This is a genomic window from Sulfobacillus thermotolerans, assembly GCF_039623705.1.
Taxonomy (GTDB): domain Bacteria; phylum Bacillota; class Sulfobacillia; order Sulfobacillales; family Sulfobacillaceae; genus Sulfobacillus; species Sulfobacillus thermotolerans.
On the sequence record NZ_CP133983.1, the window covers coordinates 3,046,032 to 3,072,393 of the forward strand.

General features: G+C 54.1%; 30 protein-coding genes, 1 tRNA gene and 1 pseudogene. 6 read left to right on the forward strand and 26 right to left on the reverse strand.

Translation table 11 applies throughout. From position 1 onward, the window contains the following. Positions 1 to 11: 11 nt before the first annotated feature. Positions 12 to 866, reverse strand: a complete 855-nt coding sequence (locus ORD20_RS16030; protein ID WP_103374058.1) for a 3-hydroxyacyl-CoA dehydrogenase family protein — start codon at positions 864 to 866, stop codon at positions 12 to 14. A 225-nt stretch (positions 867 to 1,091) separates the two neighbouring features. Here ORD20_RS16030 and ORD20_RS16035 point away from each other — a divergent pair, with 225 nt between their 5' ends. Together ORD20_RS16035 and erpA are read left to right on the forward strand one after the other, a co-directional pair. Continuing rightward, positions 1,092 to 1,559 (forward strand): MarR family winged helix-turn-helix transcriptional regulator, encoded by a 468-nt coding sequence (locus tag ORD20_RS16035; RefSeq protein WP_103374057.1) that lies wholly within the window; start codon positions 1,092 to 1,094, stop codon positions 1,557 to 1,559. A gap of 80 nt (positions 1,560 to 1,639) precedes the next feature. Further along, complete coding sequence (erpA, locus tag ORD20_RS16040) at positions 1,640 to 1,996, forward strand: iron-sulfur cluster insertion protein ErpA (RefSeq protein ID WP_103374056.1); 357 nt, start codon at positions 1,640 to 1,642, stop codon at positions 1,994 to 1,996. Between the two features lie 49 nt (positions 1,997 to 2,045). Here erpA and ORD20_RS16045 read toward each other — a convergent pair whose 3' ends face one another. Together ORD20_RS16045 and ORD20_RS16050 are read right to left on the reverse strand one after the other, a co-directional pair. Next, positions 2,046 to 3,458 carry an MFS transporter gene (locus tag ORD20_RS16045; protein WP_103374055.1) on the reverse strand — a complete coding sequence of 471 codons (1,413 nt, stop codon included), beginning with the start codon at positions 3,456 to 3,458 and terminating at the stop codon, positions 2,046 to 2,048. Between the two features lie 57 nt (positions 3,459 to 3,515). Next, on the reverse strand, positions 3,516 to 4,496 hold the full coding sequence (locus ORD20_RS16050; protein WP_430626363.1) for a class I SAM-dependent rRNA methyltransferase: 981 nt from the start codon (positions 4,494 to 4,496) through the stop codon (positions 3,516 to 3,518). Positions 4,497 to 4,591: 95 nt separating this feature from the next. Between ORD20_RS16050 and ORD20_RS16055 the strand changes: the two genes are divergently transcribed. Next, entirely contained in the window at positions 4,592 to 5,770 is a 1,179-nt protein-coding gene (locus ORD20_RS16055; RefSeq protein WP_430626364.1) for a glycosyl hydrolase family 18 protein, read from the forward strand. Between the two features lie 182 nt (positions 5,771 to 5,952). After that, positions 5,953 to 6,996 (forward strand): selenide, water dikinase SelD, encoded by a 1,044-nt coding sequence (gene selD / locus ORD20_RS16060; protein WP_103374052.1) that lies wholly within the window; start codon positions 5,953 to 5,955, stop codon positions 6,994 to 6,996. Here the strand turns inward: selD and ORD20_RS16065 are convergent. From ORD20_RS16065 to ORD20_RS16115, 11 genes and pseudogenes are all read right to left on the reverse strand, one after another. Then, on the reverse strand, positions 6,980 to 7,831 hold the full coding sequence (locus ORD20_RS16065) for a glutamate--tRNA ligase (RefSeq protein WP_430626365.1): 852 nt from the start codon (positions 7,829 to 7,831) through the stop codon (positions 6,980 to 6,982). The two genes, selD and ORD20_RS16065, sit on opposite strands and share 17 nt — an antisense overlap. A gap of 49 nt (positions 7,832 to 7,880) precedes the next feature. After that, a pseudogene (locus tag ORD20_RS16070) lies at positions 7,881 to 8,042 on the reverse strand (YbaB/EbfC family nucleoid-associated protein); the annotation flags it as partial. A 16-nt stretch (positions 8,043 to 8,058) separates the two neighbouring features. Next, on the reverse strand, positions 8,059 to 9,060 hold the full coding sequence (locus ORD20_RS16075; protein ID WP_430626366.1) for a hypothetical protein: 1,002 nt from the start codon (positions 9,058 to 9,060) through the stop codon (positions 8,059 to 8,061). An 18-nt stretch (positions 9,061 to 9,078) separates the two neighbouring features. After that, positions 9,079 to 9,172, reverse strand: a tRNA-Ser gene (locus ORD20_RS16080). Between the two features lie 7 nt (positions 9,173 to 9,179). Further along, entirely contained in the window at positions 9,180 to 9,476 is a 297-nt protein-coding gene (locus ORD20_RS16085) for a nucleoside deaminase (RefSeq protein ID WP_430626367.1), read from the reverse strand. A gap of 40 nt (positions 9,477 to 9,516) precedes the next feature. Then, positions 9,517 to 10,437, reverse strand: coding sequence for a hypothetical protein (locus tag ORD20_RS16090; protein ID WP_430626368.1), 921 nt, complete (start codon positions 10,435 to 10,437; stop codon positions 9,517 to 9,519). Continuing rightward, the gene (locus ORD20_RS16095) at positions 10,430 to 10,819 is read right to left on the reverse strand and encodes a hypothetical protein (RefSeq protein ID WP_430626369.1); all 390 of its coding nucleotides are present in this window, start codon (positions 10,817 to 10,819) and stop codon (positions 10,430 to 10,432) included. The genes ORD20_RS16090 and ORD20_RS16095 overlap by 8 nt, the downstream gene beginning before the upstream one ends. A gap of 125 nt (positions 10,820 to 10,944) precedes the next feature. Then, positions 10,945 to 12,879 (reverse strand): TSUP family transporter, encoded by a 1,935-nt coding sequence (locus ORD20_RS16100; protein ID WP_430626370.1) that lies wholly within the window; start codon positions 12,877 to 12,879, stop codon positions 10,945 to 10,947. Positions 12,880 to 13,050: 171 nt separating this feature from the next. Continuing rightward, complete coding sequence (locus ORD20_RS16105) at positions 13,051 to 13,707, reverse strand: Bax inhibitor-1 family protein (RefSeq protein WP_103374040.1); 657 nt, start codon at positions 13,705 to 13,707, stop codon at positions 13,051 to 13,053. Positions 13,708 to 13,884: 177 nt separating this feature from the next. Next, the gene (locus ORD20_RS16110; protein ID WP_242968184.1) at positions 13,885 to 14,277 is read right to left on the reverse strand and encodes an OsmC family protein; all 393 of its coding nucleotides are present in this window, start codon (positions 14,275 to 14,277) and stop codon (positions 13,885 to 13,887) included. Position 14,278: 1 nt separating this feature from the next. After that, on the reverse strand, positions 14,279 to 14,614 hold the full coding sequence (locus ORD20_RS16115) for an ArsR/SmtB family transcription factor (protein ID WP_430626371.1): 336 nt from the start codon (positions 14,612 to 14,614) through the stop codon (positions 14,279 to 14,281). Between the two features lie 138 nt (positions 14,615 to 14,752). Here ORD20_RS16115 and ORD20_RS16120 point away from each other — a divergent pair, with 138 nt between their 5' ends. Beyond that, positions 14,753 to 14,998 carry a glutaredoxin family protein gene (locus tag ORD20_RS16120; RefSeq protein WP_103374037.1) on the forward strand — a complete coding sequence of 82 codons (246 nt, stop codon included), beginning with the start codon at positions 14,753 to 14,755 and terminating at the stop codon, positions 14,996 to 14,998. A 121-nt stretch (positions 14,999 to 15,119) separates the two neighbouring features. Here the strand turns inward: ORD20_RS16120 and ORD20_RS16125 are convergent, their stop codons facing one another. From ORD20_RS16125 to ORD20_RS16180, 12 genes are all read right to left on the reverse strand, one after another. Further along, positions 15,120 to 15,443 (reverse strand): hypothetical protein, encoded by a 324-nt coding sequence (locus ORD20_RS16125; RefSeq protein ID WP_103374036.1) that lies wholly within the window; start codon positions 15,441 to 15,443, stop codon positions 15,120 to 15,122. 178 nt (positions 15,444 to 15,621) lie between these two features. After that, entirely contained in the window at positions 15,622 to 16,317 is a 696-nt protein-coding gene (lipB, locus tag ORD20_RS16130) for a lipoyl(octanoyl) transferase LipB (protein ID WP_103374035.1), read from the reverse strand. Between the two features lies 1 nt (position 16,318). Further along, positions 16,319 to 17,215: a lipoyl synthase gene (gene lipA / locus ORD20_RS16135; protein ID WP_103374034.1), complete on the reverse strand. Its 897-nt coding sequence runs from the start codon at positions 17,213 to 17,215 to the stop codon at positions 16,319 to 16,321. A 40-nt stretch (positions 17,216 to 17,255) separates the two neighbouring features. Continuing rightward, entirely contained in the window at positions 17,256 to 18,569 is a 1,314-nt protein-coding gene (locus tag ORD20_RS16140) for a dihydrolipoamide acetyltransferase family protein (RefSeq protein ID WP_242968181.1), read from the reverse strand. A gap of 29 nt (positions 18,570 to 18,598) precedes the next feature. Next, complete coding sequence (locus ORD20_RS16145; RefSeq protein ID WP_103374033.1) at positions 18,599 to 19,582, reverse strand: alpha-ketoacid dehydrogenase subunit beta; 984 nt, start codon at positions 19,580 to 19,582, stop codon at positions 18,599 to 18,601. A gap of 99 nt (positions 19,583 to 19,681) precedes the next feature. Beyond that, positions 19,682 to 20,668 carry a thiamine pyrophosphate-dependent dehydrogenase E1 component subunit alpha gene (locus tag ORD20_RS16150; protein ID WP_304465931.1) on the reverse strand — a complete coding sequence of 329 codons (987 nt, stop codon included), beginning with the start codon at positions 20,666 to 20,668 and terminating at the stop codon, positions 19,682 to 19,684. 8 nt (positions 20,669 to 20,676) lie between these two features. Continuing rightward, entirely contained in the window at positions 20,677 to 21,675 is a 999-nt protein-coding gene (locus ORD20_RS16155) for a thiamine pyrophosphate-dependent dehydrogenase E1 component subunit alpha (protein ID WP_103374031.1), read from the reverse strand. Positions 21,676 to 21,711: 36 nt separating this feature from the next. Continuing rightward, complete coding sequence (gene lpdA / locus ORD20_RS16160) at positions 21,712 to 23,118, reverse strand: dihydrolipoyl dehydrogenase (protein WP_103374030.1); 1,407 nt, start codon at positions 23,116 to 23,118, stop codon at positions 21,712 to 21,714. A gap of 101 nt (positions 23,119 to 23,219) precedes the next feature. Next, positions 23,220 to 23,852 carry a PIG-L deacetylase family protein gene (locus ORD20_RS16165; RefSeq protein WP_430626372.1) on the reverse strand — a complete coding sequence of 211 codons (633 nt, stop codon included), beginning with the start codon at positions 23,850 to 23,852 and terminating at the stop codon, positions 23,220 to 23,222. Between the two features lie 36 nt (positions 23,853 to 23,888). Then, complete coding sequence (locus ORD20_RS16170; RefSeq protein WP_103374028.1) at positions 23,889 to 24,212, reverse strand: nucleotide pyrophosphohydrolase; 324 nt, start codon at positions 24,210 to 24,212, stop codon at positions 23,889 to 23,891. Then, a complete protein-coding gene (locus ORD20_RS16175) occupies positions 24,209 to 25,258 on the reverse strand; it encodes an NADH:flavin oxidoreductase/NADH oxidase (RefSeq protein WP_103374027.1) in 1,050 nt (349 codons plus the stop codon). The genes ORD20_RS16170 and ORD20_RS16175 overlap by 4 nt, the downstream gene beginning before the upstream one ends. Positions 25,259 to 25,300: 42 nt before the next feature. Next, positions 25,301 to 25,771 (reverse strand): 23S rRNA (pseudouridine(1915)-N(3))-methyltransferase RlmH, encoded by a 471-nt coding sequence (locus tag ORD20_RS16180; RefSeq protein ID WP_158246121.1) that lies wholly within the window; start codon positions 25,769 to 25,771, stop codon positions 25,301 to 25,303. Between the two features lie 154 nt (positions 25,772 to 25,925). Between ORD20_RS16180 and ORD20_RS16185 the strand changes: the two genes are divergently transcribed. Beyond that, the gene (locus ORD20_RS16185; protein ID WP_103374025.1) at positions 25,926 to 26,258 is read left to right on the forward strand and encodes a hypothetical protein; all 333 of its coding nucleotides are present in this window, start codon (positions 25,926 to 25,928) and stop codon (positions 26,256 to 26,258) included. Positions 26,259 to 26,362 lie beyond the last annotated feature (104 nt).

Below are 26,362 nucleotides of genomic sequence, written 5' to 3' on the forward strand. Positions count from 1 at the left end.
TCCCCATCCTTTCATGACCTGTTGTGGGTATAAAAGCCTTGGCCCGTTTTCACCCCAAGATGTCCTTCCGCTACCAGTTGTGGCAACTCGGGACCCGGATCGAAACGGTCTCCATAAGCTGCTTGCAGCGTTTGTGCGACATCCCAGGCAATATCTAGACCTAAAGCATCCGCCAACGTAAAAGGGCCCAAGGGAGCAATCTGATGTCTCACAATAACGTCATCAATCTCTTGCGCGCTATAGCCATATTCGGCCTTAAACCGCATCACCTCGGCCATGGAGGCTGTCAACACGCGGTTCACCACAAACCCCGGGCACTCCTTCACGACCACCGGAATTTTCCGAATTTCTTCACTAAGTCGACTGAGGGTCTTGAGAACATCAGGCTCTGTATCCGATCCAGCAATAATCTCGACCAGCTTCATCATGTGCGCAGGATAGAAAAAATGCATGCCGGCCACCCGTTCGGGACGGGACGTTACGCGAGCCATCTCTGTCACACTAAGGGCCGAGGTGTTTGTCGCTAAAATGGCCAGTGGCGGAAGCAAGCGGTCGAGTTCCTGAAAAACTTTCTGTTTCAAAGCCATTTTTTCTGGCACGGCTTCAATCGCCACGGACACATCTTGCAAAGCTGCAGGATCCCCACTAAACACGATGCGGGCGAAACGTTGGTCGGCATCTGGAGCCGTGAGACGTCCTTTCGCGACCCGTTGGGCAAAAAGTCCTTGAATGTGTTCCTGGGCCCTCTTAAGCGCCGAATCATCCACATCCCGCAGAACCACAGGAATATTCGTCAAAGCCAGCGTATAAGCAATATCGGCGCCCATGGTCCCCGCGCCAATAACCGCGACCTTCTTGACATACATCCGCACCCCTCCTGATCATAAGAAAAAGCGCCACCTCCCCCTCGGAACCGCAGAAGACTCGTTGATGCGTCCGTAATATCGGGATCATGGCGCCCCATTCCTTTAGACTGTGACGTTTTGCAGGGCCAGTATATCGCCCTAATGCAATAGTTGTCAACGACAAATTTATTAGCGAAAAGCCGAAGATTTGATATGATGAAACAACAGACGCAAGGAGGGCCCCAGATGGATGACCAATTACAATCGTTCATTAATGAAATTCAGCGACTTTTCCCGCGTATAATGCGTTATCTCGAAGCCGAAGCTAGTCGTGAGTTGATTGGCCTCGAGGTTACGCCGTCCCAAATGAACGCCTTGTTTGCCTTATATGGTGTGCCCAATTTGCCCATGGGTGAACTGGCTGAACAGTTAGGACTTACAGAAAGCGCGGCGACACGACTGGTCGATCGCCTGATCAACATGAACCTGGTCAGACGCGAGCGCGATGATCAAGATCGACGCGTGGTGCGAGTACGCCTCTCTTCCTATGGAAAACAACTGGCCGAACTCGTCTTTGAACGCCGACAGGCTCAATTTAGCCGATTTGCCGAACGTTTAGATCAGAAGTCGCGCGACGCTCTTATTTTTGGCCTTTCTGAACTACTTAATGTTTTTGGCATTCTTGAACAGGAGTCCAAAAGCAGTAAAAAATAGTGTGATACGCACGATGGATCTATGATAGGATAGCTATAACCCGATGCTTTATAATACTTCTCCCGGAGGTGAATGTCGTAATGATTACACTGAGTGAAACTGCCACCGATAAGGTCAAGGAATTTATGGCCTCAAAGGATCATGCGGACCTAGCCCTGCGCATTTATGTCAGTAAGGGTGGGTGCAGTGGCTTCAGCTATGGCATGGCACTGGACGCTGCCCAAGAGGATGACAACGTCTTTGAGTTTAATGGGGTCAAAGTGGTGATCGATCCCTTAAGTGCTCCTTATTTGGAGGGAATCGAAGTCGATTATGTGAACTCAATGATGGGCGGTGGCTTTTCCATCAATAACCCCAATGCGGCTTCTTCCTGCGGATGTGGTCACTCCTTCCGTACTAAGGATGATCCCGGCGCCGCCAATTCGTGCAGCCACTAACATCGTCTCATTAAAAAAGCCTTCCGGCTTGTGCCGGAAGGCTTTTTCCTTAGGCCGTCACTTGCTTCGTTCGCGGCCCTTTTTCATTCCCATTGCCCCCGGCCTCTTCCAAAGATTGGCCAGCTGTCTCATACCCAAAAAGCCAGGTAATCAGCAATCCAATAAAGGAAGCCAACGCAATCATCCCTAACGTGACCCCTAACCCCCACGCTTGCTCTAAGACCGGTAACAAGAAAATACCCACGGCTGCGCCAAATTTTCCGGATGCGGCCGCGAGACCATGACCCGATGCGCGCAGGCTGGTGGGGAAGACCTCGGTTGGCAAAATCCAGGTGGTGGCGTTGGGGCCCATATTCACCGCGAGGTTAAACAAGGCAAATCCAAAGAAAATTAACAACGTGGAGTCTCCTTGGGCCCCCTTGGGCACACCGACAACCGCGAGCACCGCCATCGCCACGGCCATCCCCGCGAACCCTATCATTTGGAGCCGGATGCGCCCAAGCCGCTCAATAAGGGTAATGCTTAAGGCAAAACCCACGACTAAAAAGACGTCCAAGAAAATCGCGCCTTGGGTTGACAAAATGTCTTTATGAATGAAGTTACCATGCCCCGCGAAAGCCATAACGGACAAAATCGTCGGCGTAAAAATGCCAATGCCATAGAGCCCAATATCCATTAAGAACCATGGCACCGTCACTAAAATGGTTCGTTTGAGGTAGGCCGCGCTAAATAAGTCCTTGTACTGCAATGTGCTTTTGCGCACCGGTTCGACGGCAATCGCTTGCCCTGTCAAAGCTTCAGCGGAGGTCCGAGCCTTTTCTGCGTCACCGTGCTCCATTTGCCACCGGGGGCTTTCGGGCACCGTGGTCCGCAAGACGAGCACGATGATGGCCGGAACGACACCAATGGCCAGCATAAACCGCCACGCATTAGGAGCGGGGTCCAACATTAAGATGGCAAGACCAACCGCCGCACCAAACAACGCGCCCAACGCTTGAAAACTAAAGGCGGAAGAAAGCATGCGGCCGCGAATCTTTTTGGGCATGAGTTCTGATACGTATGTGGAGCTGATGGGATAGTCTGCGCCAATGCCGATACCCAAAAGAAAGCGGAAAACGAGAAGAGATATCGTACTCCAAGAGAGTGCGGAAAGTCCTGTGAACACGACAAAAAAAAGAAGGTCAAAAAAGTACATCGCCTTTCGACCCAACTTGTCAGTATATCGGCCTAACGTGAAGGCCCCAATCATAGCCCCTAGGGGAGCCGCAGCGCCTACGAGTCCCAGACCGGTCTTGGACATATGCATTTGGTGAGAAATCAGTGGCAAAGCCACTCCAATAATAAAGAGGTCAAATCCGTCAAGGAACACTCCCATGGCGGATAAAAACCAAATTTTCCAATGCAAGCCTTTTAATTTAGCGTGATCCATTGCGGACTGGAAATCAGTAGACTCAGATGACATGATAAAGCTCCTCCTGTCGCCTTATCGGCGCCAACGGTATTTTCCTTAGCTTTAGCTTTATGACCCCCCTGGTTTCAGCAATTTGATGCCCCGTAAATTAATCTCTTTGTAGCCCCGGATCGCCCCAGCCACTGTATCTTTGGACTTCGTAAACGCCGGCGGATCCAAGATCCCCAAATCGTATTGGGGTCCTTTTTCACTTTCTTTCCTCAGCCAGTCAAACGCATTGGCGGTGAGAAATTCCACCTGGTTCAACCCATTCGCCGCTGCGTTCTCTTGAGCGCGCGCCACCGCGTTCTCATCGATATCAATCCCAATGACAGATTGCGCGCCGTGTTTGGCGGCTGTAAGACCAAAGCCCCCCGTGTGGCAAAACGCATCAAAGACTTTCCGGCCCGCAGCCAATTCCCCGGTACGCCGACGATTGGGATATTGGTCAAGAAAATGGCCTGTTTTCTGGCCGTCTGCCAGATCCACTAGCATGACCACATCATTTTCTATGATATGGACAGGGGACACCATGGTTCCAAACAACATGCGGTTCGTGCGCGGCAGTCCTTCTTTCGTGCGCACGGGAACATCCCCCCGCTCGTAAATTCCTTGGGGCTGAAAAATCGCGACAAGCTCGTCGACAATATCCGCGGTAAAGGGCACCAATCCCAAACTTAAAATTTCCACCACCAGCATCGGCCCATATTTGTCCACAATCAACCCTGGCAATTGGTCGGCTTCGGAATTGACAACGCGGTAAGCATCTTTATGCCCAAGTAAATCCTGTCGCATCTGCGCCGCGTCACGCACCCGGCGGCGAAACCATGCCCCATCAATCACGTCATGCACATCACGCGTGAGCAGACGAAAGGCAATTAGCGATGCCGGATTGAAAAACCCTTTGCCAACAAACCGTCCATTGACCTCGGTTAATTCGACCACCGTTCCTGGCGTTAAATCGGCATGATACATCTCTCCACGATATACCCACGGAGCCCCTTCAAGCACTCGGTGCGGTCCCGTTTTTAAACGCAGGCTCCCAGCCACAAAACCCCTCCTATTCATATCCTTAGTGTCCTATGTCCCTATCAAAGGGCTCACTCGGACAGCACATGCTTTCGCTAGGGGACTACGGTTCTGCCGTGACCACCTTGCAAGGTGATTTATCCCAATTAGGATACAATCCCGGTCCTGCCGATGGGGTCTTCAATCAACAAACAGGACGTGCCGTGCTTGCCTTTCAAGCGCACGCGGGTATTGCAGTCGATGAAGTAGTCGGTCCTCAAACGGTGCATGCCTTAATGGTCGCCATGGGCTATGCGCCGTCATCTTCCGCGGCCCCCTCCCCCTCATCAGGGAATCCGCCTTTAGCCCCTTCCACTCATAAGATGGTGCTAGGATATTACACGCAATATACGCCGCAGTCTACCGCATCGCAAACCAGCTTGTCAGAGAACCTCGGTAGCATCAACACGATTGCGCCGTTGTGGTACACGGTCCATGCCGATGGCTTGATCGGGCGCATGGGCTATCAGCGCGCTACGGTGCGTGCGTATGCCCAAGCTCATCACATTACGGTTCTCCCGTTAGTCACCAATGCTGGCGGTAATGACGCGATCCTGACGAACGCCAGCACACGCAGTGCGGTAGTCGCCGAGCTGACGCAATTGGCAGTTCAAGACGATTACCAAGGCTACAACATTGACTTTGAAGGTTTAAGTGCCCAAGACCGTTCTGGACTCAATGCCTTTATCCAGTCGCTCAGTCAATCTCTTAGCCCTTTAGGGAAAGAGGTCACGGTGGCCGTTATTCCCCGCACCTCCACGGATCCCTACGGACGCGCCTATGATTATCAATTCTTGGGGCAATACGCCACCAAAGTGGTCCTCATGACGTATGACTATCATGACATCGGCTCGGCGCCAGGGCCTGTCGCCCCTATCGGATGGGTCACTAATGTAGTCAACTACGCTTTAGCCCGCATCCCAGCTTCCAAGATTGTTTTAGGACTTGCCGCCTACGGCTATAACTGGTCTTCGGACGGCAATACCGTAGAGGTCCATGACGAGCAAGCGGTGAACCTGGCTGCCCACTACGGGGTGCCCATCACGTGGAATTCGACGTATGATGAAGCCACGTTTCAGTACCAAGCTGCGAATGGCACGACCCACACTGTGTGGTTTGAAAACGGCTATAGTGATGCCTTTAAGCTGGAACTGGCCAAACACGATCATCTCGGTGGGGTCGCCATTTGGCGCCTCGGCGATGAGGATCCGCACTTGTGGACCGTCATCCGTTCCATCTGGTATGGACAACAATAGCCCTTGAGCCAGCGCCATTGAAGTCAAACCCTCCGGATAACAGCCGGGGGGTTTAATCCATCGCTCAAACTCTTTGCCCTTATGACTGTGCTATGATACAGAAGACTGGAGGCCTCGTTGTCTCCAGAATCATCATGAAAAATTTTCCGCCAGGCTTTCTGGAGGATCCAGGAGGTGAGGATATGCACCCGCGCTTAACACAGATGACCAGCAAATCGGGATGAGGGTGCAAGTTAGGTCCGGAGGACCTAACGAAGGCACTAAGCTTTGTGCCACCCCGCCTTCATGCGGATTCTGATGTCTTAGTGGGCAACGAAACCCACGATGACGCGGGCGTTTACCGCCTCACGCCAGATCAAGCCCTTGTGCAAACCGTGGACTTTTTGACACCTGTTGTCGACGATCCTGAACTATTTGGCAAAGTCGCGGCCGCCAACTCATTATCTGACGTGTATGCCATGGGAGGCATTCCCGTGACCGCATTGAATCTTCTAGCGGTGCCAGAAGGCGTGTTGTCACCCGAAGAAGTCGGAGCCATGCTGCAAGGCGGTCAGTCGATCTTAGATGAAGCGTCTTGCCATTTACTTGGAGGACACTCTATCGATGACAACGAGCCGAAAATGGGATATGCCGTCACAGGCCTTGTCCACCCCGATCACATATGGCGCAACAGCACGGCGCAAGTCGGCGACTTGTTGTATCTGTCCAAACCGATTGGGAGTGGCGTGGTCATCAAAGCTGTCAAAGATGGTGAAGCGCGTCCCGAATGGACGAACAGCGTGGTCACCATGATGACAACCTTGAACCGCGCCGCACGCGATGCCATTAAACAAGTGGGAGATCCCACCGCTTGTACGGACGTTACGGGATTTGGTCTACTAGGGCATAGTTGGGAAATGGCCCAAGGTGCTGGCGTTAGCATCGTCCTTGAGGCCTCGCGTGTTCCCACGTTACCAGGCGCCAAGGAACTCGCGCAACTCGGGCGGTTTCCGTCGGGCAGCCGTCGCAATCTAGAGTACGTGAGGCCGCATCTTGATGCGGATCCGGCGATGGATTCCCAGTTGTTGACGTTGCTAGCTGACGCGGTTACCTCAGGTGGTTTGCTGTTTACGGTCAAAAAAGAGAACGCCGCCTCCTTAGAGGCCGCGTTCGAGCAAGCCAAGATTGCGGTTTACCGCATTGGGTACGTGACCCCCGGTCCTGCCAAGGTCAAGGTGTTGGCGTAATATGCCCATTCTCAATGGCCGTGGCCGTCTCCAAGAGACGGTCCACGGTCTCTTTTTGCCCTAAGACCTCCAACAGTTCAAATAAGCCCGGGCCCACCGTGCGTCCTGTTACCGCCAATCGGGAAGGGTGAATCAACGCCGCCCGTTTGACCTCTAAACGAGCCGCTTCCGCATCATACGCCGCCATCAGGCTGTCATGGTCCCATGTCGACAGTTGGCTTAAGACCTCCGCTAGCGCTCGTAACCGCTCGGGGGTGGTGGCGTCAAAATGCTTTTGAACACCTTTGGCCTCGAATGTTTGGGGCCGCACATAAAAATAAGCCATCCCTTGCGCCAACTCCACCAACGTCCGGGCCCGTTCGCGCACCAAAGCAATAACGGTATCCAGGTCCGGCCCTGATTCCGAGACAATACCTTCTGCCGCCAGGAAGGGCGTCACCGCCTCTTTTATCCGGTCCACCGGCAGCAACCGGAGGTATTGGCTGTTCATCCACTCTAGCTTCTTAATGTCATAAATTGCAGCCGTATGTTGTACTCGGTCCAAGTCAAACCACTGCGCCGCTTGCTCAAGGGTCATGATTTCGGTATCGTCTGGAGCAGACCATCCCAAGAGCAAGAGATAGTTCGTCAATGCTTCAGGTAGAATACCCTGCTGCCGGTACTCCTCAACAGAAGTCGCGCCATGGCGTTTGGACAATTTTGTGTGATCGGGAGCTAAAATCATGGGGACATGCGCGAAGGCAGGAAGGTCCAAGTTTAGCGCCTGATAGACTAAGATTTGTTTCGGCGTGTTGGAGAGATGCTCCTCGCCCCGAATCACGTGGGTGATCGCCATATCATAATCGTCGAGTACCACCGCAAAATTGTAGACGGGTGTGCCATCGGGACTGAATCTCCCCATGTCCATTAAACACGGCTTTGATTACGCCGCCAATTTCCACTTCGACCGTTTCCGTCTGCAATTCTTCTTGAACCCGAGCCATATCCGCCTGCATCTTTTGGACTTGCTTCATCATTTTTTGCATGTTGTTGGGGTTAAATCCCATAATAACCCTCCTCGAATTAATCGCTCACCGTACGAATAGGCACGTCAGGCCCCAACCACTCACGGATGCTGTCCTCAAGCGGGGGAGCAACCGATTGAGACGGCGGTGCGCCGGTCTCGGCGGCGTTGTCAGCTGTGGTTAAATGATACCGCATTCCAGGCCCATATATCCGCTGTATCACCTGATCCAGCAAAGCTTTATTCTGCGTGGTCATCATTAAATCACGGTGCGCCGGAAAAGAAAAGATGATGTCCAAGTTCTGTGCATCGCGCTCAATGACCTTGGCATCATTCAAGAGTGCATGGGTTGACAGCCGTTCTTGACGAATCGTCTCTAAGAGCAATGGTACTCGGTTGCCAGTACCTCCACCCCCTTGAACGGGTACGGGCTCCGGTGCGATGGAACCCGTGTTCGCGGGCTCGGCCCTAGGAGACAAAGGGGTCTTGGTCGGGGGCTTTTGAGCGTGAACCGCCTCCAAGACAGGTGGAGGAGATCCGAGTCCCCACTCCTCACGAATCTTGAGCAGTGCCAATTCTACAGACAATTGCGCCGGAAATCCCCCGCGCAAACGCGTATCGGCTTCCGCTAATATTTCTAACGCATGGAACCACTGAGCTGGAGCAATATGAGTGGGAAGAGCCTGATCCACTTCGGCAAGCCACTGCTGCCGATATTGCGGAAAAAGATCATGCCCGGCTTGTCGCCATATAATCACATCCCGAATCTGCTTAGCAAGGTCACGCAGGACACTGCGGTAATCGCGCCCTAAATGATACACCGTATCCAACGTCACCATCACCTCAGCCAAGGTCTCGGACTGGCTCAATCCTGTCATCAACCGCAGCATAAGGGCAGGATCCACCGTACCCACCAAGTCCGCTACAACCGTTCGGCTCAGAGTTCCTTGTCCGACCGCCAAGGCTTGGTCTAGCAAACTAAGCGCGTCACGCAAAGCCCCGTCGGCATACTCGGCGATGAGCTCAATCGCGTCGGCGTGCGCCTTAAACCGCTCGGCCACCCCTCCAGATCAATATCGTGGCGGAGAGGGTGGGATTCGAACCCACGAGACGGGTTTTAGCCGCCTACCCGATTTCGAGTCGGGCTCCTTCGACCAACTCAGACACCTCTCCGCACTATTCACTTGTCCTTTATTCTCCGGGCCCGAAAAAAGTCCCGCAACAGCGTTTGTGCCTGTTGTTGGTAGAGACCTTCATGAATCGCCACGCGATGATTGAGACGGTCATCCGATAGCGCTTGATACAGGCTCAACACAGCGCCAGCTTTGGGATCCCGTGTAGCGAAAACCAATCGATCTATCCGACTTAATATAATAGCACCCGCACACATTATACAAGGCTCAAGCGTCACAAGCAACGTCGTCCCAGTCAGACGCCATCGCCCCAGTTTTTGGGATGCCGCTCGAATCACAAGCATTTCTGCATGGGCAGTCGGATCGTGGTCACTTTCACGGCGATTATGGTCTTGTGCAACGGGTTAACGCCGCTATCGTTTCATCCCATTGATTGCGGTAATACTGCACAAGATCCGGTACTCCTGGTAACCGCGGGTCACAAACCACGCCGTGCTGATGCCGAGGCCAAAGAAAGTGCAACGCGCGGGTCAACACCTCATCTGGCCGTGTCGCCAAGTCACTTGCCACCTGGGCATCCGCGGGAATTTTTGCCATCAGCGCCTTCGCCCGGGCCATGGCTGAAGATTCATCGGCCATGCCTTCAACCGCGACCGCCACCACATGACTCGCCGTAATCGGCCGCCTAGCTCGCAAAATGGTTTGCGCCCAAGGGGCTTTCATCCTCTCGGTCCACCTCATCCAGACGTGCAAAGGGCCCGGGCGCAACACGTCATAGGCGGTAGCCATCCCCACAACCTCTGGGATGTGTTGTTGAGCTACCGTCCAAAGCATGCGGAACCGGCCCACGCGTCCGTCTTGGGTATAGCGGCCTTCGGGTGTCAAATACAATAGATCGCCATCGCGGACGGCATTTAATAGTTCCGCTATTTGTTGCCGGATATGCATGGCTAGTTGCTGGCGCATCTGGTGCCGATAGGGCTCTTGCAGGGCGGTGACGCTGACAAGACAAGCACCTTGCCGGGCATAGCGCGGCTGCCAAAGGTCGCGTAGCCGCAGCGGCGCCTTATTTGTCCTCACCATGGCCAAACCCGTAAGCACCTCCTCGGTGAATACCGCGCTCGCAAGAAGATTGCCCTGCGTTTGAAAAATATGATACGCCCAACTCGTAATGGGGCGGAACAGCGGTTGATTTTCTATAGGCCGCACCCCAAGACGCCACAATACAGGACCTACATTTACAGCACTTAACCAGTATCCCCAGCGCTCTGGCAAACGGGTGGTAAAAAAATTTGGTTCAAACAACCGTTGTGAGCCCGCTGAAATGACCCGCGCACCCCATGGCCGGGACCGAAACGGTTAAGATTGAGGCTCGTGACACCCCAGGGATCATCAACAAGCCCCCCACATTTAGCGCCGTCCCCCACCACATCAGCGGCATGCGGCGTTTACCACGGCGTTTTTGACGGTCCGAATAGGCGCCGGCAATAGGGGGCACAATCATGGTGAATAGCGCGGCCAAGGACACGATACGCGCCAACTGGCCGACATGTCCTACGGGAGACACTTGGAGTAAGGTCATCGGGATCAAAATGGTAAGGAGCGCGGCTCCTTCCATATTTAAGGAAAACCAATAAGCAGCCAGACCCCATTGCAGCATCCGAGATGATGAGCGTGGCATATCCATCGCCATAACTCCTTTATGGCCACAAGGAATGAGATTTCTAGGTCCATCGACACAACGCTAGAAGACAGCCATGGTCGAGATCTTGACGGCCGTCTTCCTTTTTCCATCTTCTGCCCAGAGTGAACCTAGAGAATCGGGATTAAGAGCTTGATTCCCACCCCCACTAACAAGAGACTATAACCGTACTTGACCCACTTAGGCTTAGCACGCGTGGCCATTACCCAGCTTCCTAACCACGCCGCCAGCATCACAGCCAACGACAGGACCAAGATCAGCTCCCACGATGCCGCCATATGACCCACGCGTCCAGCAAACCCCGAGGCGCTAGATACAGTGACGACGAATGCCGATGTCGCCACGGCTTTCTTCGTCGGATATCCCATCCACATTAGCATGGGACTGATAAGGGTGCCGCCCCCAAGTCCCAGCATCGCCCCCAGAAAAGCCGCGAACGCCACGACGATGGTGCCTAACACTTGGCGCATCCGGCTCGGGGCAAACTTCTCGGGTTCGGCTTTGTGAGCGGTCAATAAGGTTCTGATGGCAGCAAAGAAAATCATGAGGACCAGCAGAATGATTAACAAGCGATCCGCCACCATACGGGCCACAATGCTTCCTAACGGCGCTGCTAGCAAAGCAGCTGCCGCCATCCCCCAGCTCCCTTTCCAGTCCACCAATCGGTTGCGGGCATAAACCACGAGCGCGACCAATGTGGTGATGCCGTTGAGAAGAATCCCTACGGGTTGGGCGACGGTCTTTAAGGGATAGCCAAACCACAGCAATATCGGCACATGAAGCATCCCGCCTTGCAACCCTAACAACGCATGCGTCTTTTGATCCCAAATCATCTGCGCAAAACCTTCCGCGTCCCCCATAATCAACGCCCGGGCGTCTTGACGATACGGCCAAGATGTCATGGCCCATTGCGGATGCGCAGCTAAGTCACGGCTGTCCGCACCAACGGCGGCAATTTCCGGGTCCGTAAAGACCACATGGGGCACTACCAGCGCGTTGGGAACCGTGGTTCGGCCCAAGATCTGCTGCGCGGCAATGAGGGATTGACGCGTTGCGGCATGGGCCAGCATCACCTCCCCATTGACGTCCCCCGGAGCATAAATGCTGGGAACGACGGTTTGATAGAACTCATTTACCGGAACTTCCTTTCGGGCCCCTAGGGTAATGCCTACGCGATCCCAACGGAGCTGAGGCGTGGCCGGGGCCCGCCCTACCGCTATCAAGACGCGGTCCGCCTCGAGTATGCGGACTTCACCAGTCGCAGCGCGGTAATGCACGCGCTGATGGCCCAAAGCTTTCCCGGTACTTTCAATGGCGTCGAGCGTAATGCCCGTTTCAATGGGGATGGATACCCCCGTTTTCTGCCATGTCTGCACGAGATGCTCCGCGATGCCGGGATCTTCGGTAAGCAAAATGCGAGGACCGGCCTCTAAAATGTGCACCTGACTTCCGAGTGCGTGATACAAGGTCGCCAGTTCCATCCCAATGTATCCCCCACCGATGATGCAAAGGGTCTTGGGAATTTCGGCAAGCTCTAACGCCTCTTGACTAGTCCACAGGCCCTCATTATCCGCTCCGGGCACCTCCAAGGGCCGAGAGACGGATCCGGGTGCAATGATTAGCGTTTTGGCCTCAAGAAGAATCGACTCGTGATTCGCCGTCTGAACAGTCACATGGTGCGGATCAAGAAGGTCGGCAACGCCTTGGATCACGGTTATTCCAAGCTTGTCACAGGCGACTTGAGCACCACCCGCCCGCTTTGCCAAAATCTCCTGCTTGCGTGCCCGGATGCGGTCTAAATTAATCGTGTCAAAATGGGCTCCTTGCACGCCAAAGCCTGCATCCACTCCAATCGCACGGATCCGCGCGGCAGATTCCAAGAAGATCTTGGACGGAATGCAGCCTTCAAATAAACACGTGCCCCCCAGTCCCGCACCCTTTTCCACAATGGCCACCTTCTGCCCTTGTTGAGCCAGCAGCTGAGCTCCCGGGGTGGCGCCCGGTCCTCCTCCTATGGTCACGACATCGAATGTCAATGTTTGCATGATTCATCCTTCCTCTCCGTCGGGCCAATGGGATTCATCGGCCCGTAGCCAATAGCAAAGCTAGCTCGCCGCTAAGCGAACACAACCCCGGTCGTGCTCCAGCAATTGCATGATGTGAGTGCAGTAAATATGGGGAAGAATCAGGGGATGCGATAAAAAAAGAGGGACGGCTCAGCGCCGCCCCAATCGCAGCAAGAAGAGGAACAAGTTGACAATGTCGACGAGCAGTGAGACCGCAAGCATGATGGCCATGCCGTCCTCGGGAAAGGCCCGTGACCGGTAGCGCATGATGCCAAAGTCCACCATCAAATACCCGGTAAATATCACGACACCGATAATGTTGTAAGCCTGGGACATCATCACGCCACCCATGCTCGGAATCACCATCGACAACAAGCCGACCACCAGCAATACAATCAAACCGACAAAGAGCAGCGGCCCCATTTTGCTAAAATCCCACGGAATCCACGCGACGACCGCAGCGGCAACCAACACCGCCAGCAGCAAAGCAATGACGGTCGTAAAGAGGAGCGGTCCTTGATAAAGAATGGCATACCACAAGACGGTCGAAATCATCATTCCCATACCGATGGCCGCCAAAATGCCCCACATCAAAGCCTGCCCGCTGTTGCCGACCCGGCGCGAGACCATAATCGTCGATAAAATGGCGAGGATAAAGCCCACCCACAGCCCGACCGAACCGAGTCCCACCCCGATCACACTGCCAATCATTAATATCCCTAACAGCAACACCAAATAGGCCAAGGTCTTTCCCATCAGCTTGCCATCAATGCCGTCTGACACACTGTAACTGTTGTAGTTGTACATCGTCCTCACTCCCTCCGTTGCGTCTTCGGTCTCCTAAGCCTCTCGAGACTGACCACGGCTTAAGCTTACGCAAGACATTCTCGATTCCCTAGGGTCATTCGTCCCTATCTTGTCCCGGCGTTGGGTCCAACAATTAGGCACAACAGACTAATTCCTTCTCCCTGCACCTAAAATCGCTTAGGAACCAAGGGAGCCGTAATCCCACGTCCCGGATATCGGCACGGCTCCCGACAGTGTTTGAAAAACCGTGCTGTTTTTGTGGGCCAACTCTATCAACCGATCGACCCGTTCGCGCCCCAAATCCGTGACCACCGTCAGATGATATCCCACGGCCACCAAAACCGGCGGCTTATCTTGACGTGTTCCACGAAGATGCATATGCATCGTGGTAATGGGCACCCGTGACAACTCCGACACCATCGCCAGTGACGTCATCAAGCAAGACCCAAGCGCAGAAAGCAACGTTTCCACGGGATTGAATCCCAAAGACAACGCACCGCGGCGCGCTCCTAAGGTTAAATGAAACGACCGTACCGACGCATCCGCTATTCCGTCCGACGTTCTAGCCACATCAACGGTATAATCCTGCATCGCGTTCGCTGTGCCCAGGTTGCCCTGATACAGCTTCTCCCTCCTCGTCCGCGGCATCGTTCGTCTTGCGAGCCCCATTTTCTGCGACGGTACAAGGCCATCCCACGGCATGCGTCGTTAGCCACTGCACATCGCTCGGTTCTTCCGGTAAAGCCTGCACCAGATTCGCGACGGGAGAGGCCATCGCCTCATTAAGGCGATAGTATATCCAGTATTTTTGCCGTCTTTCCTGCACCAATCCCGCTTGTTTCAGCTTTCTCAGATGCTGCGACACCGCTGATTGCGTAATGGGCAACAACGCCACCATTTCGCACACACAGGTTTCGCCCATTTTTTCTTGTCGCGGTTGAATACATACCCCATTGGGTATGAAGCTTTTATCTTGTCATTGCCAATCCTAGATTATGGTCTAGCAAATGGGTATAATAATACCCGCACGAAGGGAGGCGCGGGTATGGAAGTGATTGTCTATACACAACCAGGATGCCATTCCTGTCAACAAGAGAAGGCTTGGCTTCTTCATCATCAAATCGCATTTGAGGAACGCGATATCCGAAAAAATCCCGCATGGATAGACGAAGTCATAGCGCTTGGCTCCGACGCCACCCCTACCACGGTGATACGTACCCAAGAAGGTACGGAACAAATTGTCGTGGGATTTCGAACAGAGGACTTGCGGCGTTACCTTTTAAAGCCATAGCCTCTTGGAACAGATACGACGGTCATGGAACTGGGTTCCCCATCGGCTGCAAACCGATCGGCAATCCCGAAGGGATTGGTTGGGTTCGATTCCCAATGACCGTCTCCATCTCGCGCAAAGGTTAATCCTCGTCTAACTCCTCTTCCGTCGGGTCGTCGTATAAATCGGGAGCGTTGCGGCGCATGGAGGAGAATGCATCCCCTTCCGTCTCTTGATACGGCATATCGTCTCCGTCCAACGCGGACAGCACCACCATCATTTCGGATGTCGCCAGCTCTAACGCGGTTACGGCCCGGTCTAAAGCGCCCGCTGCCGTATCAGTCGGCAGTTCCTGATCGAAAATTGCCTTCCATTCCATCAAATGCGCCATTAACAAGCCAATATCTTCTTGCGCATGCTTCATGCTGCGAGCCCAATCCGGGTAGCGTTCGGTCTCATGCATCATTGTGGATTCCCCACTTTCCCATTAGGATGACTATCTCATCCTTCCTCACTGTACCATCCGTGCGAAAAAGCGCCTAGGGCCACCCGCAGCAATTACCCGTGTCCATTTGCCCCTAAAACGCGGGCAAGCCCTTCCTTCATCAGGAAAAGGCTTGCCGTAGCATGCTGTTTAACGATTTTCACACAGTGTTCGCGTGGACATCCAAGCTTTGCAGCGAAACAGGCGTCAGTGCCACGTCAAACACTTCTGCTAAATGGCGAATGACTACCGGCTTGACTTGTTCGAGGGTGATCGATGTCCCTAACAACCGGCGCATCGAGGTCACCCCTTTATCGTGAATCCCACACGGAATAATCCCGGTAAAATGCTCTAAATTCGGATCGACGTTTAAGGCAAAACCGTGTTGGGTAATCCATTTGCTCGCCTTTACCCCAATCGCCGCCACTTTGTCATGACCGACCCAAACCCCCGTGTGAGGCGGCATGCGGCCCGCTTCAATGCCAAAGTCCTGCAGTGTGCGGATCAAGACTTCCTCAAGATCGCGCAAATAACGATGCAAATCACGGCCGTGGCGATTCAAGTCAAAGATGGGATATCCGACTAATTGGCCGGGGCCATGATAGGTCACGTCTCCGCCCCGGTCGACTTCCACAAACTCAATACCTTCTTTGGCGCGCTGTGCCGCATCCCAGACCAAATTTTCATGCGATCCGCGTGCCGCCCGCCCCAACGTATAAACGGGTGGGTGTTCGACCAACAACACAATATCGGGCAAAGCCCCTAGTCCGACACGTTGTCCCACTTGCTTTTGCAACTCCCACGCCGGAAGATAGGCCATCGTTCCTAAATCGACGACATAGGCAGCCTGTGACATTTTAGCGCACCTCAGGGACTTGCGACGCTGCGTGATACGAGCTCCGCACTAAAGGACCTGATTCCACATGGCTGAAGCCCAGAGCCAAAGCTTCCTCTTTGATTTCCGCAAACTCCTCCGGCGGGTAATACCGTTCGACGGGGAGATGTTTGGCATCAGGACGCAAGTATTGCCCTACGGTCAACACATCCACCAAATTGGCACGTAAGTCTTCGAACACCTGATGAATTTCCTCTCGTGTTTCCCCAAGGCCCACCATGATGCCCGATTTCGTGACAATGGATGGGTCATGAAGCTTGACACGGCGCAGAAACTCCATGCTCCGTTCGTATTTCGCCTTAGGGCGTACATGGCGATACAAACGAGGAACCGTTTCGGTATTGTGGTTGAAGATTTCAGGATGAGCATCGGCCACGGTAATCAGCGCGTCCCAATTCCCTAAGAAATCCGGTGTCAGCACCTCGATGGTACAAGTCGGCACACGGCGGCGAATCGCCCGAATGGTCTCGGCAAAAATTGCAGATCCCCCATCAGGCACATCGTCTCGCGTCACGGATGTAATCACCACATGCTTAAGGCCCATGTCCTCGACACTTTGCGCCACACGCAGAGGCTCTTCCCAATCCAGTCCCGTAGGACGCCCTGTCGTTACCGCGCAGAATCCGCAATTGCGCGTACAAATGTCCCCCAAGATTAAGAACGTGGCCGTACGGCTTTCCCAGCACTCATAAATATTGGGACATAAGGCCTCTTCACACACGGTATGCAGGGTCTGAGACCGCATCAAATTCTTGAGGTCTACATAGTTTTTTCCTTGCGTCAAGCGCACCTTCAGCCATGGTGGCAAAGGTTGTGATGGGGCTTTGCGGTCGGTGTGTATGATTGGCAATGACTCCATCTTCGCACTCCTTTCCCTCTTCTCGTGGTCCCCTAAAGTATTAGTACAGCGAAGTGGAAGGCCCAATCGATTCCAGGTTTTGCTTGATCACCTGAATAAATTTCCCGGCCTCGGCTCCGTCCACCACCCGGTGATCGAAGGAAATGCAGACATTCATCATAGATCGGATGGCCACCATATCCTGGATCACGACGGGGCGCTTAACAATGGCTTCCATGGTCACAATGCCTACTTCGGGGGCATTGATAATGGGGTATGTCAGAACCGTGCCAATAGCCCCGGTATTGTCGACGGTAAACGTACCTCCCGTCAAATCATCCATCGTCAGGCGACCGCTCCGGGCCCGTTTCACCAGATCTTGAGAGGCCTTGGCCAGCCCTACGATGTTCTTCTGATCCGCATCCTTGATGACCGGCACAATGAGGCCGCGGTCGGTCGCCGTCGCCATTCCGATGTTCACGTGTTTCTTTAGAACAATACTATCTCCGTTCCACTGCGCATTCATTTCCGGAACCGCTTTCAACGCCTGCACCACCGCTCGCAACATAAACGGCATGTAGGTCAGTGACACCCCTTCGCGGGCCTTAAATTCCTCTTTGAGGCTCTCCCGTAAGGCCACCAGCGAAGTGACGTCCACTTCCATCATGAGCCATGCATGTGGCACGGTCGCTTTGGAACGCATCATACGGTCGGCAATAACCTTGCGCACCGAAGACAGCGGCACCACTTCATCATCGGCATCGATCACCGCAGCGGCCGCTGCAGGAGCACTGACAGGCGCGGACGGTGGGCCTGGGGGTACGGGAGCTGGCTGTGTGACCGGTTCGGTAGAAACGGGGACTTGAGCCGCTTCTACAGGTTTGGCAGCGGCAGCCCGCAAGATATCATCCCGTGTGACGCGCCCTTGTGCTCCGGTCCCTGTAACGGTGTCGGGATTAATGTGATTTTCTTCTGCCAAGCGGCGAACCGCAGGGGAATAGCGCCCGCGCAAATCCTTGCTCCCCGTTGTCTCAGGCGCAGGCTGTTGAGCCATTTCGGACGGGGCTGCAGCCGGGGCCGAAGCGGATTTTGCAGCAGCGGGTGCTGCGGCTGGGGCCGTATCTGCAGACGACTCACCTGACGCTGTAATCTCACAAATTGGGGTGCCGACCGCAACGGTTTGCCCTTCTTCCGCCAATATCTTGCTGACCGTGCCCCCTATGGGCGCGGGCACCTCGGCGTTCACCTTATCTGTCGTCACTTCAAGCAGAGACTCATATTTTTCGACCGTATCGCCGACCTTCTTGAGCCATTGACCAATCGTGCCTTCTGTGACGGACTCCCCTAATTGGGGCATAAGCACAACTTCTGCCATAATTCTCCTCCTTGCCATCCGACCTGCATTTAGAACTTGGCGAGCTTGCGGGCGGCCTCAGTAATTTTGTCGCTGGTAACCATAAACGCATGTTCCAGGGGTGGACTGTAAGGCATCGCGGGGACGTCCGGTCCAGCTAGACGCATAATTGGTGCGTCTAAGTGGAACAGCGCATGTTCGGCGATTAAAGCGCTCACTTCGCCACCAATGCCGCCCGTCAAGTTATCTTCATGCACAATGAGCACTTTCCCGGTCCGCTTGGCGGTCTCTAAGATCATCTCCACGTCCAAGGGCCGAATGCTGCGTAAATCAAGAATTTCTACCGAAATCCCCTCTTTTTCCAAGGTTTCGGCCGCTTTCAACGCATAGTTGACCATCAACCCATACGTAATGATGGAGACATCCTTACCGGTTCGTTTGAGGTCGGCTTTGCCAATGGGGATGAGATAACGCTCATCAGGCACTTCCCCTTTAATCGAGCGATAGGCCGCCTTGTGTTCAAAATACAGTACTGGATCTTCGTCTTGGATAGCTGCTGCCAACAATCCTTTGGCGTCATAAGGCGTACTCGGAATCACCACTTTTAATCCGGGAACGTGGGCAAAAAACGCCTCGACACTCTGGGAATGGTACAACGCCCCATGGACACCTCCACCAAAAGGCGCCCGGATGACCAGCGGGACCCCAAAGGCCCCATTGGACCGGTAACGAATACGAGCCGCTTCTTGTACAATCTGGTTAATGGCCGGAAAAATAAAGTCTGCAAACTGAATCTCTGGCACAGGACGCAAGCCATTCACCGCAGCCCCTATGGCTGTTCCAACAATTGCCGCTTCCGCCAACGGCGAATCAATCACCCGGTCCTCGCCAAATTCTTTTTGCAAGCCTTCCGTAACCCGGAACACCCCGCCCCGTACGCCAACATCTTCCCCATAAATGATGATGCGCTCATCGTGGCGCATTTCTTGCCGCAATGTTTCACGTATTGCTTCCAAATAACTCATTACCGCCATACGGATCCCCGGCTGCGATACTCCCCGTTTCCCTGTGGCCGGGACTGCCCTCCTTTGTGGTGATTGCTCGTTTGAGCATTCAAGGGAAATGGGATGGATTTAATCAGCGTAGACATGCTGCCAAAGCGTCGCGGGATCAGGCAACGGCGCTTTTTCTGCATACTCTGTGGCGTCGTTCACTTCATCCTTGATCCGCTGCTGGAATGCCTTTAATTCTTCTTCCGTCATGACCTTCTCGTCGAGGAGACGCTTTTCAAACGTAATCACCGGGTCCCGCTTTTTCCACTCCGCGACTTCCTCACGACTCCGGTAAGCCCGGTCGTCATCGTCGCTGGAATGCGGCACAAATCGGTAGGTTTTCGCTTCGATTAAGGTCGGTCCTTCTCCGCGGCGTGCTCTGTCTGCCGCCTCTCGCGTAACTTCATAGACCTTAACCGGGTCATTGCCGTCCACAATGACGCCCGGCATCCCGTAGCCTTGGGCCCGCGCGGCAACGTCCATAATGGCCATTTGCTTGCGTGCTGGAACGGAAATAGCATATCCGTTATTCTCGTTGAGAAAAATGACAGGGAGCTTATGCACCGCAGCAAAATTCAGTGCCTCATGAAATTCTCCTTGACTCGTGGACCCTTCTCCAAAAGAGGCCATAGAGACCCGGCCATCTTTCAGCACCTTCGATGCCAACGCCAGACCTGCTGCGTGCACATCCTGGGTTGCCACCACAGACCCAGTCGTTAAAATGTGCCGTCGCTTAAGGCCCCAATGTGCCGGCATCTGACGGCCGCCCGAGTTCGGGTCGTCCGCACGTCCTAAAAGGTGTAACATCACCTCACGTGGGGTCATGCCATAAGCCAATACCATCGCTAAATCCCGGTAATAAGGCACAATCCAATCTTCGCCCCGGTTCAAAGCCATCGCAGCTCCCACCTGGACAGCCTCATGGCCGTTAGCAGAATACACCACAGGTGCTCGCCCTTGCCGGTTCAGAATCCACATCCGGTCATCCAAGGCCCGCGATAGAGCCATGGTGTAATACATCTCCTTGAGCAACTCCGGGGTCATATTTAAAGATGCCAATGTCCCCACTCCTTTCATCAATCCTTCTCATACACGTGGTCCATTAAGGTCGAGGGGTCTGGCATCGCCGCGTTTAATGCATACTCTGTCGCATCATCGACCACCGCCCGCACTTCTTGTTGCAACCGTTCCTCTTGCCGCTCGTCCCATACGTTTAGGCGCATGAGAGATTCTCGGAAGACCACAACCGGATCATCCGCCTTTTCCCGCAACAATTCCTCCCGACTACGATAACTGCGGTCATCATCATCGCTCGAGTGTGCGGTATAGCGATACGTTTTGGCCTCAATCAACGTGGGTCCCCCGCCAGCCACAGCTCTCTCGCGCGCCGCATGCGCCGCCTCATACACCGCAAGCGGGTCAGACCCCTGTACGACAACGCCCACAATTCCGTACCCCGCAGCCCGGTCTGCAACATTATGAATCGCCATTTGATGGTTCTGCGGCACCGAAATAGCGTAGCCATTGTTCTCGACCACTACAATCAGCGGCACACGCTGCACCGCCGCAAAGTTTAAGGCCTCGTGAAACTCCCCTTGGTTGGTGGAACCTTCTCCTAAAAAGGCCACCGCCACCGCGGCCTCATGACGCAGCTTGAACGCCCATGCCAGCCCCGCCGCCTGTGTCACCTGCGTGGCCACCGGCGACGATCCCGTAAAAATCCGCCGTGCACGATGTCCATAATGCGCAGGCATTTGCCGGCCGCCAGAGCTCGGGTCATCCGCCTTGCCCAAAAACCCCAGCATCACTTCCCGCGGCGTCATACCAAATGCCAATACGACAGCCAGGTCGCGGTAATAAGGCGCAATCCAGTCGACCTGAGAATCCAAGGCCATAACCACCCCGGCTTGTGCGCCTTCCTGCCCTTGACAGGAGATGACAAACGGCGCTTTCCCTTGACGGTTAAGAATCCACATGCGCTCGTCAAGTCTTCTACTTAATACCATGTAATAATACATGGTCTTTAATTTTTCTCGATCGACTGGTAGCCCAGAGACTGGTTCTCTCTGCGCCATATTCCGTTCCCCCTTCCGGCGTACCGGCTTTTTGGCTCACATATGAATGGCGCGACCATCCACAGCAAGCGCGGCTTCATGCAGAACCTCGGACACTGTCGGATGCGCATGAATGCTCTCCGCCACTTCCCATGACGTCGCTTCAAGGAATTTGGCCAAAGCCAATTCGTTGATGAGGTCGGACGCATGTGGACCCACAATATGAGCCCCAAGTAACGCATCCGTTTGCTTATCAGCGATTAATTTTACCATGCCATCAGCATCCCCCAAAATAAGGGATTTGCCATTCGCCCGAAACGGAAATGTCCCCACTTTGACCGTATAACCCTGGGCTTCAGCTTCTTTTTGCGTCAGGCCTACGGACGCTACTTCTGGCCGAGAATACGTAATGCGAGGGACACGGTGGGGATCCAAGAGCTCCGGGTCCGCATTGGCCATGGTTTCTACCGCGATCATCCCTTCAGCGGCTGCCACGTGAGCCAGCAAATAGCCGCCAATCACATCGCCAATGGCGTAGATATGCGGCACATTGGTGCGGTAGTGGTCATCGACCGTAATAAACCCGCGTGCCGTCTCCACTCCGGCTTTGTCGAGGCCCAGCCCATCAATAACAGCTTTCCGGCCTACAGCGACCAGCAAAGCTTCCCCGGCCACGGCGACACGGCTGGCATCGGGCAACACCACCTCGGCCTGAATACCATCATCATTGACTTTCAGACTATCGGTATCGAATTTGGATCCGGCGTAGATTTTCACACCGCGGCGTGTCAGCATTTTGGTCAATTGGCCCGCAATTTCATCGTCATCTTGGGGTAAAATGTGCGGCAACATTTCCACCAATGTCACTTGGGCCCCAAAGTCATTGTACATTGAGGCAAACTCGACCCCAATCGCTCCGCCCCCTAAAATGACGATAGAGGATGGCACTGTGGGGCGTTTGAGAACGTCGTCGGAACTGATAATCCGGGCACCATCAAAGGCCATACCCGGAATTTCGCGCGGCACAGATCCAGTCGCAATCAGAATATTGGTCGCTTCGAGCGTTGTGACTGTGCCATCCGCTGCCGTAACGGTTAAGTGGCTAGCATCGGCCAACTGGCCAAATCCCTCATAGACCGTCACCTTGTTCTTCTTGAGCAAGAATTGCACGCCGCGGTACAGTTGGTCTACCACTTTATCCTTGCGCGCCAAGGCCTTCGGATAATCGAGTCCCATATTCTGACCCGTAAGCCCATAGTCAGGCAAATGTTGGATGGTGTGGAGCAGTTCAGCGGTATTCAGTAACGCTTTTGTGGGAATACAGCCTTGGTGCAAGCATGTTCCCCCCACCTTGCTTTTATCCACTAAAGCCGTGTGGAGTCCCAGCTGTGCTGCACGAATGGCCGCGACATACCCCCCCGTTCCACCGCCCAGCACTATGAGATCGTAGTGATTTGGTGCCATCGTCGTTGATCCTCCTTGTGTCGCTGGGTGTATCCTCGCACTGGCCAAAAGCTCTTATCAGCGGCAGAGCTCTGACCGGATTGGACGAACCCTCTCGTCTGTCAGAAGATGCTGGCAAATTGGGGAGGTGGGCTAAACTGACTTTGATGCGCCGAAAGCGCTTGGATTTTGCGGTCAAACGTCTCGGTGACATCGATCACCGTATTCGGCCATGCACTGCCATAATAGGCAATGGCGGGAGAAGGGACGGGCGTGCCTAAATCCGGTTGGGCTAATGCAAACGGGGCCATAATGACCCCCGTAGACACCTGATGCCCCAATGTGCGGTGATCCGGATGGGCTTCGTAAGGCAGCCAAGGATCGGGGGCCATCACGAAATCAGGTCGTATGTCCCGAATCACACGAATGATGTCTCGGCCTAGCGCCTCTTCATATTTTTTCAGTTGCGTATCCGGATAGTCCAAAAAGATGAGGCGTCCGCCCCCTAAAATCTCCAAAGCAGCTTGCTGTTCCTTTTTGCGGATGGCAGCCAGTTCATCGGGCGACATCTGTCCATCTTCACTACCCGCTTGACCAGAGGTCGCAATAACATACGTCACTTGGCAGCCATGGTCGATCAGTTTGGCAATCGTGCCACCGGCGCCGACTTCATTATCGTCCGGATGCGGTGAAAACACGATCAAATTCTTGGCGGCCATCAAATCTGGAATGGGAAGAATCGCTGATAAATCCATAAGCGCCTCCTTGCTCTTCTCCAAACCCCAAGCGTCTTATTGTGACGCTTTCGGTGTCCAACGCCCCTTATCCCGCTCTTCATACTTGGCCATGACCGCGTTAAAGACGTCATTTAAATCCAGTCCTAAGGCATTAGCAAATGAAACCACCACAAACAACAGGTCGCCTAGCTCCATCGCTAACGAGCCTTCTGGTTCACTAGGTTTTTTAGGTTTTTCGCCAAATTGATGATTGACTTCACGGGCTAACTCACCCAGTTCTTCGGTCAGCCGCAAGATCATGCCTTGAGGAGAGAAATACCCCTCCTCAAATTGGCTGATCCACGCATCGACCCGGGCTTGCATGTCGGCAACCGTCATGAGGGATTCCCACGCGTCTTGCTGACGAAATCCGGCCCAAACGCACGGTCGTAAGCTTTGGGCACTTGGATCCCTTCCCCCAAGGCTGCCGCGGCGGTGTTGGCCCAATAGGGATCACGCAGCATCCCGCGCGCAATCGCGATCATATCGGCCTGTTCTTGTTGCAACACGGATTCGGCCAACGCTGGCGCCTCCAGCATTCCCACGGCGATAACAGGAACGCCTAAGGCCTTGCGTAGACGCTCTGCGTAGGGCACTTGGTAGCCGGGAAAGAACGCAGGAACAACAGGGGCATTACCGCCGGAGGACACATCAAAAACATCCACGCCATGATCTCGGTATTGGCGGGCCATCGATTCGAGTTGGTCAATGTCGTAGCCTTGCGGATGATATTCTGTCGCCGATACCCGCATGATAAGTGGCATGCCCGCCGGCAATTCACTCTTCACAGCCTGGATAACCTCGGTCCCGAAGCGTGCATAATCTCCGTATTCATCATCGCGTTGATTTGAGAGCGGAGACATGAATTGATGGACTAAATATCCATGTGCACCGTGGATTTCCACCGTATCCGCTCCTGCCTTGACAGCCCTACGCGCCGCTTGTGCAAACGCCGCAACAAGCCGCTTGATGTCGTCGCGACTAAGCTCTTTGGGTGTGCGGTACCGGTCGGAAAACGCAATGGGCGATGGTCCCACGGGACTTAGTTCCGGCGATTCAGCCTTGCGGCCCGCATGGGCAATTTGAATGCCAGCTTTGGCCCCGTACGCATGAACCCCCTCAATGACACGAGCATACGCGTCAATTTGATCATCGGACCACAGCCCCAAATCACGAACCGTAATGCGGCCATCCGGCTCGACATCCGTCATTTCCATCATCACCAGTCCGGCACCACCCACGGCCCGCGATATGTAATGAACATAGTGCCAATCATTAGGTCGGCCATCGTGCTCCCACACAGAGTATTGGCACATCGGCGACATCATAATGCGATTTTTTACCGTCAGATCTTTTACACGAAATGGTTCAAAGAGCCTTGCCACGCCATCATTCCGCCTTTCGTTCTGTGTCTTTGGACGTTCTCGCTATTTATGGTAGGGATGGTGATGTATGATGCTAAAGGCCCGGTAAATTTGTTCCATGACGAGAAGTTGCGCCAGCGCATGCGGCAAGGTTAACGGAGATAGCGACCAGCGCCAGTTGGCACGGTCCTTAATGCGGGCCGACAATCCCAAACTCCCCCCTACCACAAACACCACAGGGAGACTTTGGTCATAATAGTGCGCCATTTTGGCACTCAGGTCGACGGAATTCAAAGATTGTCCCATGATATCCAAAATGATGACCCAGTCACTCGGCAAGATTTTGTCCAGCAGAAGTCTTCCTTCGCGTTCTTGGGTTTCAAGCTCCTGGCCCGAACGATAACCGATTTCTGTGACGCTGTCCCACTGCACTGGCATCCACGGGGTGAGCCGTTGACGGTAGTCATCTATCAACTGGGTAACCCGCTTGTCTTTGGGGCGTCCTACCGTAAGCATGCGCCAGCCCCGTGCCATCGCCCTCTCCTTTCCCATACCCTGTTTCCTTTGCCTTTTCAGTTTACAGGTTTTGCGGCTCGAGGGCCAGAAAGAGGCTTTGTAGCTTGTACTATTGGCCCATATTGCACATACATATCACATAGAGAACTCTGACAGAAATGAGGGGTTTCTAGTGCATGAAGACAATCCCGCTGAAAATCGGCAAACGGCTGGGCACGCTTTATTATCAGCACTCGCAGCGACATTTGGCGGGGGATCCTCTATCGTCTTGATTCGGTCAGCCGTGGGCAGCCGCTCCTTATCCCTTCCCCATATTTTCGTCCTAGCCCTTACGACCTTGGGTAGCGCGCTTCTGCTCTCGCTTATTTGGGGCGGTCATCCCGATCGGCAATGGCCTGTCACGCGCCACATTTTATGGATTTCGGTTTTGGCCGTCGCGACAACAGTCTTCGCCACAATGGGATGGCCCTGGTTCTGGCACTGGGCATTTCCTCCTCGTGGATAAGGAAAGCTCTCACGCAGGAACTGGCATGCGTGGGAGTTTTTCTTACACGCGCTTGCTCCTTATGTTCCACAGTCTCCCTCTATAGCTTTAACCTCTGTAGCCAC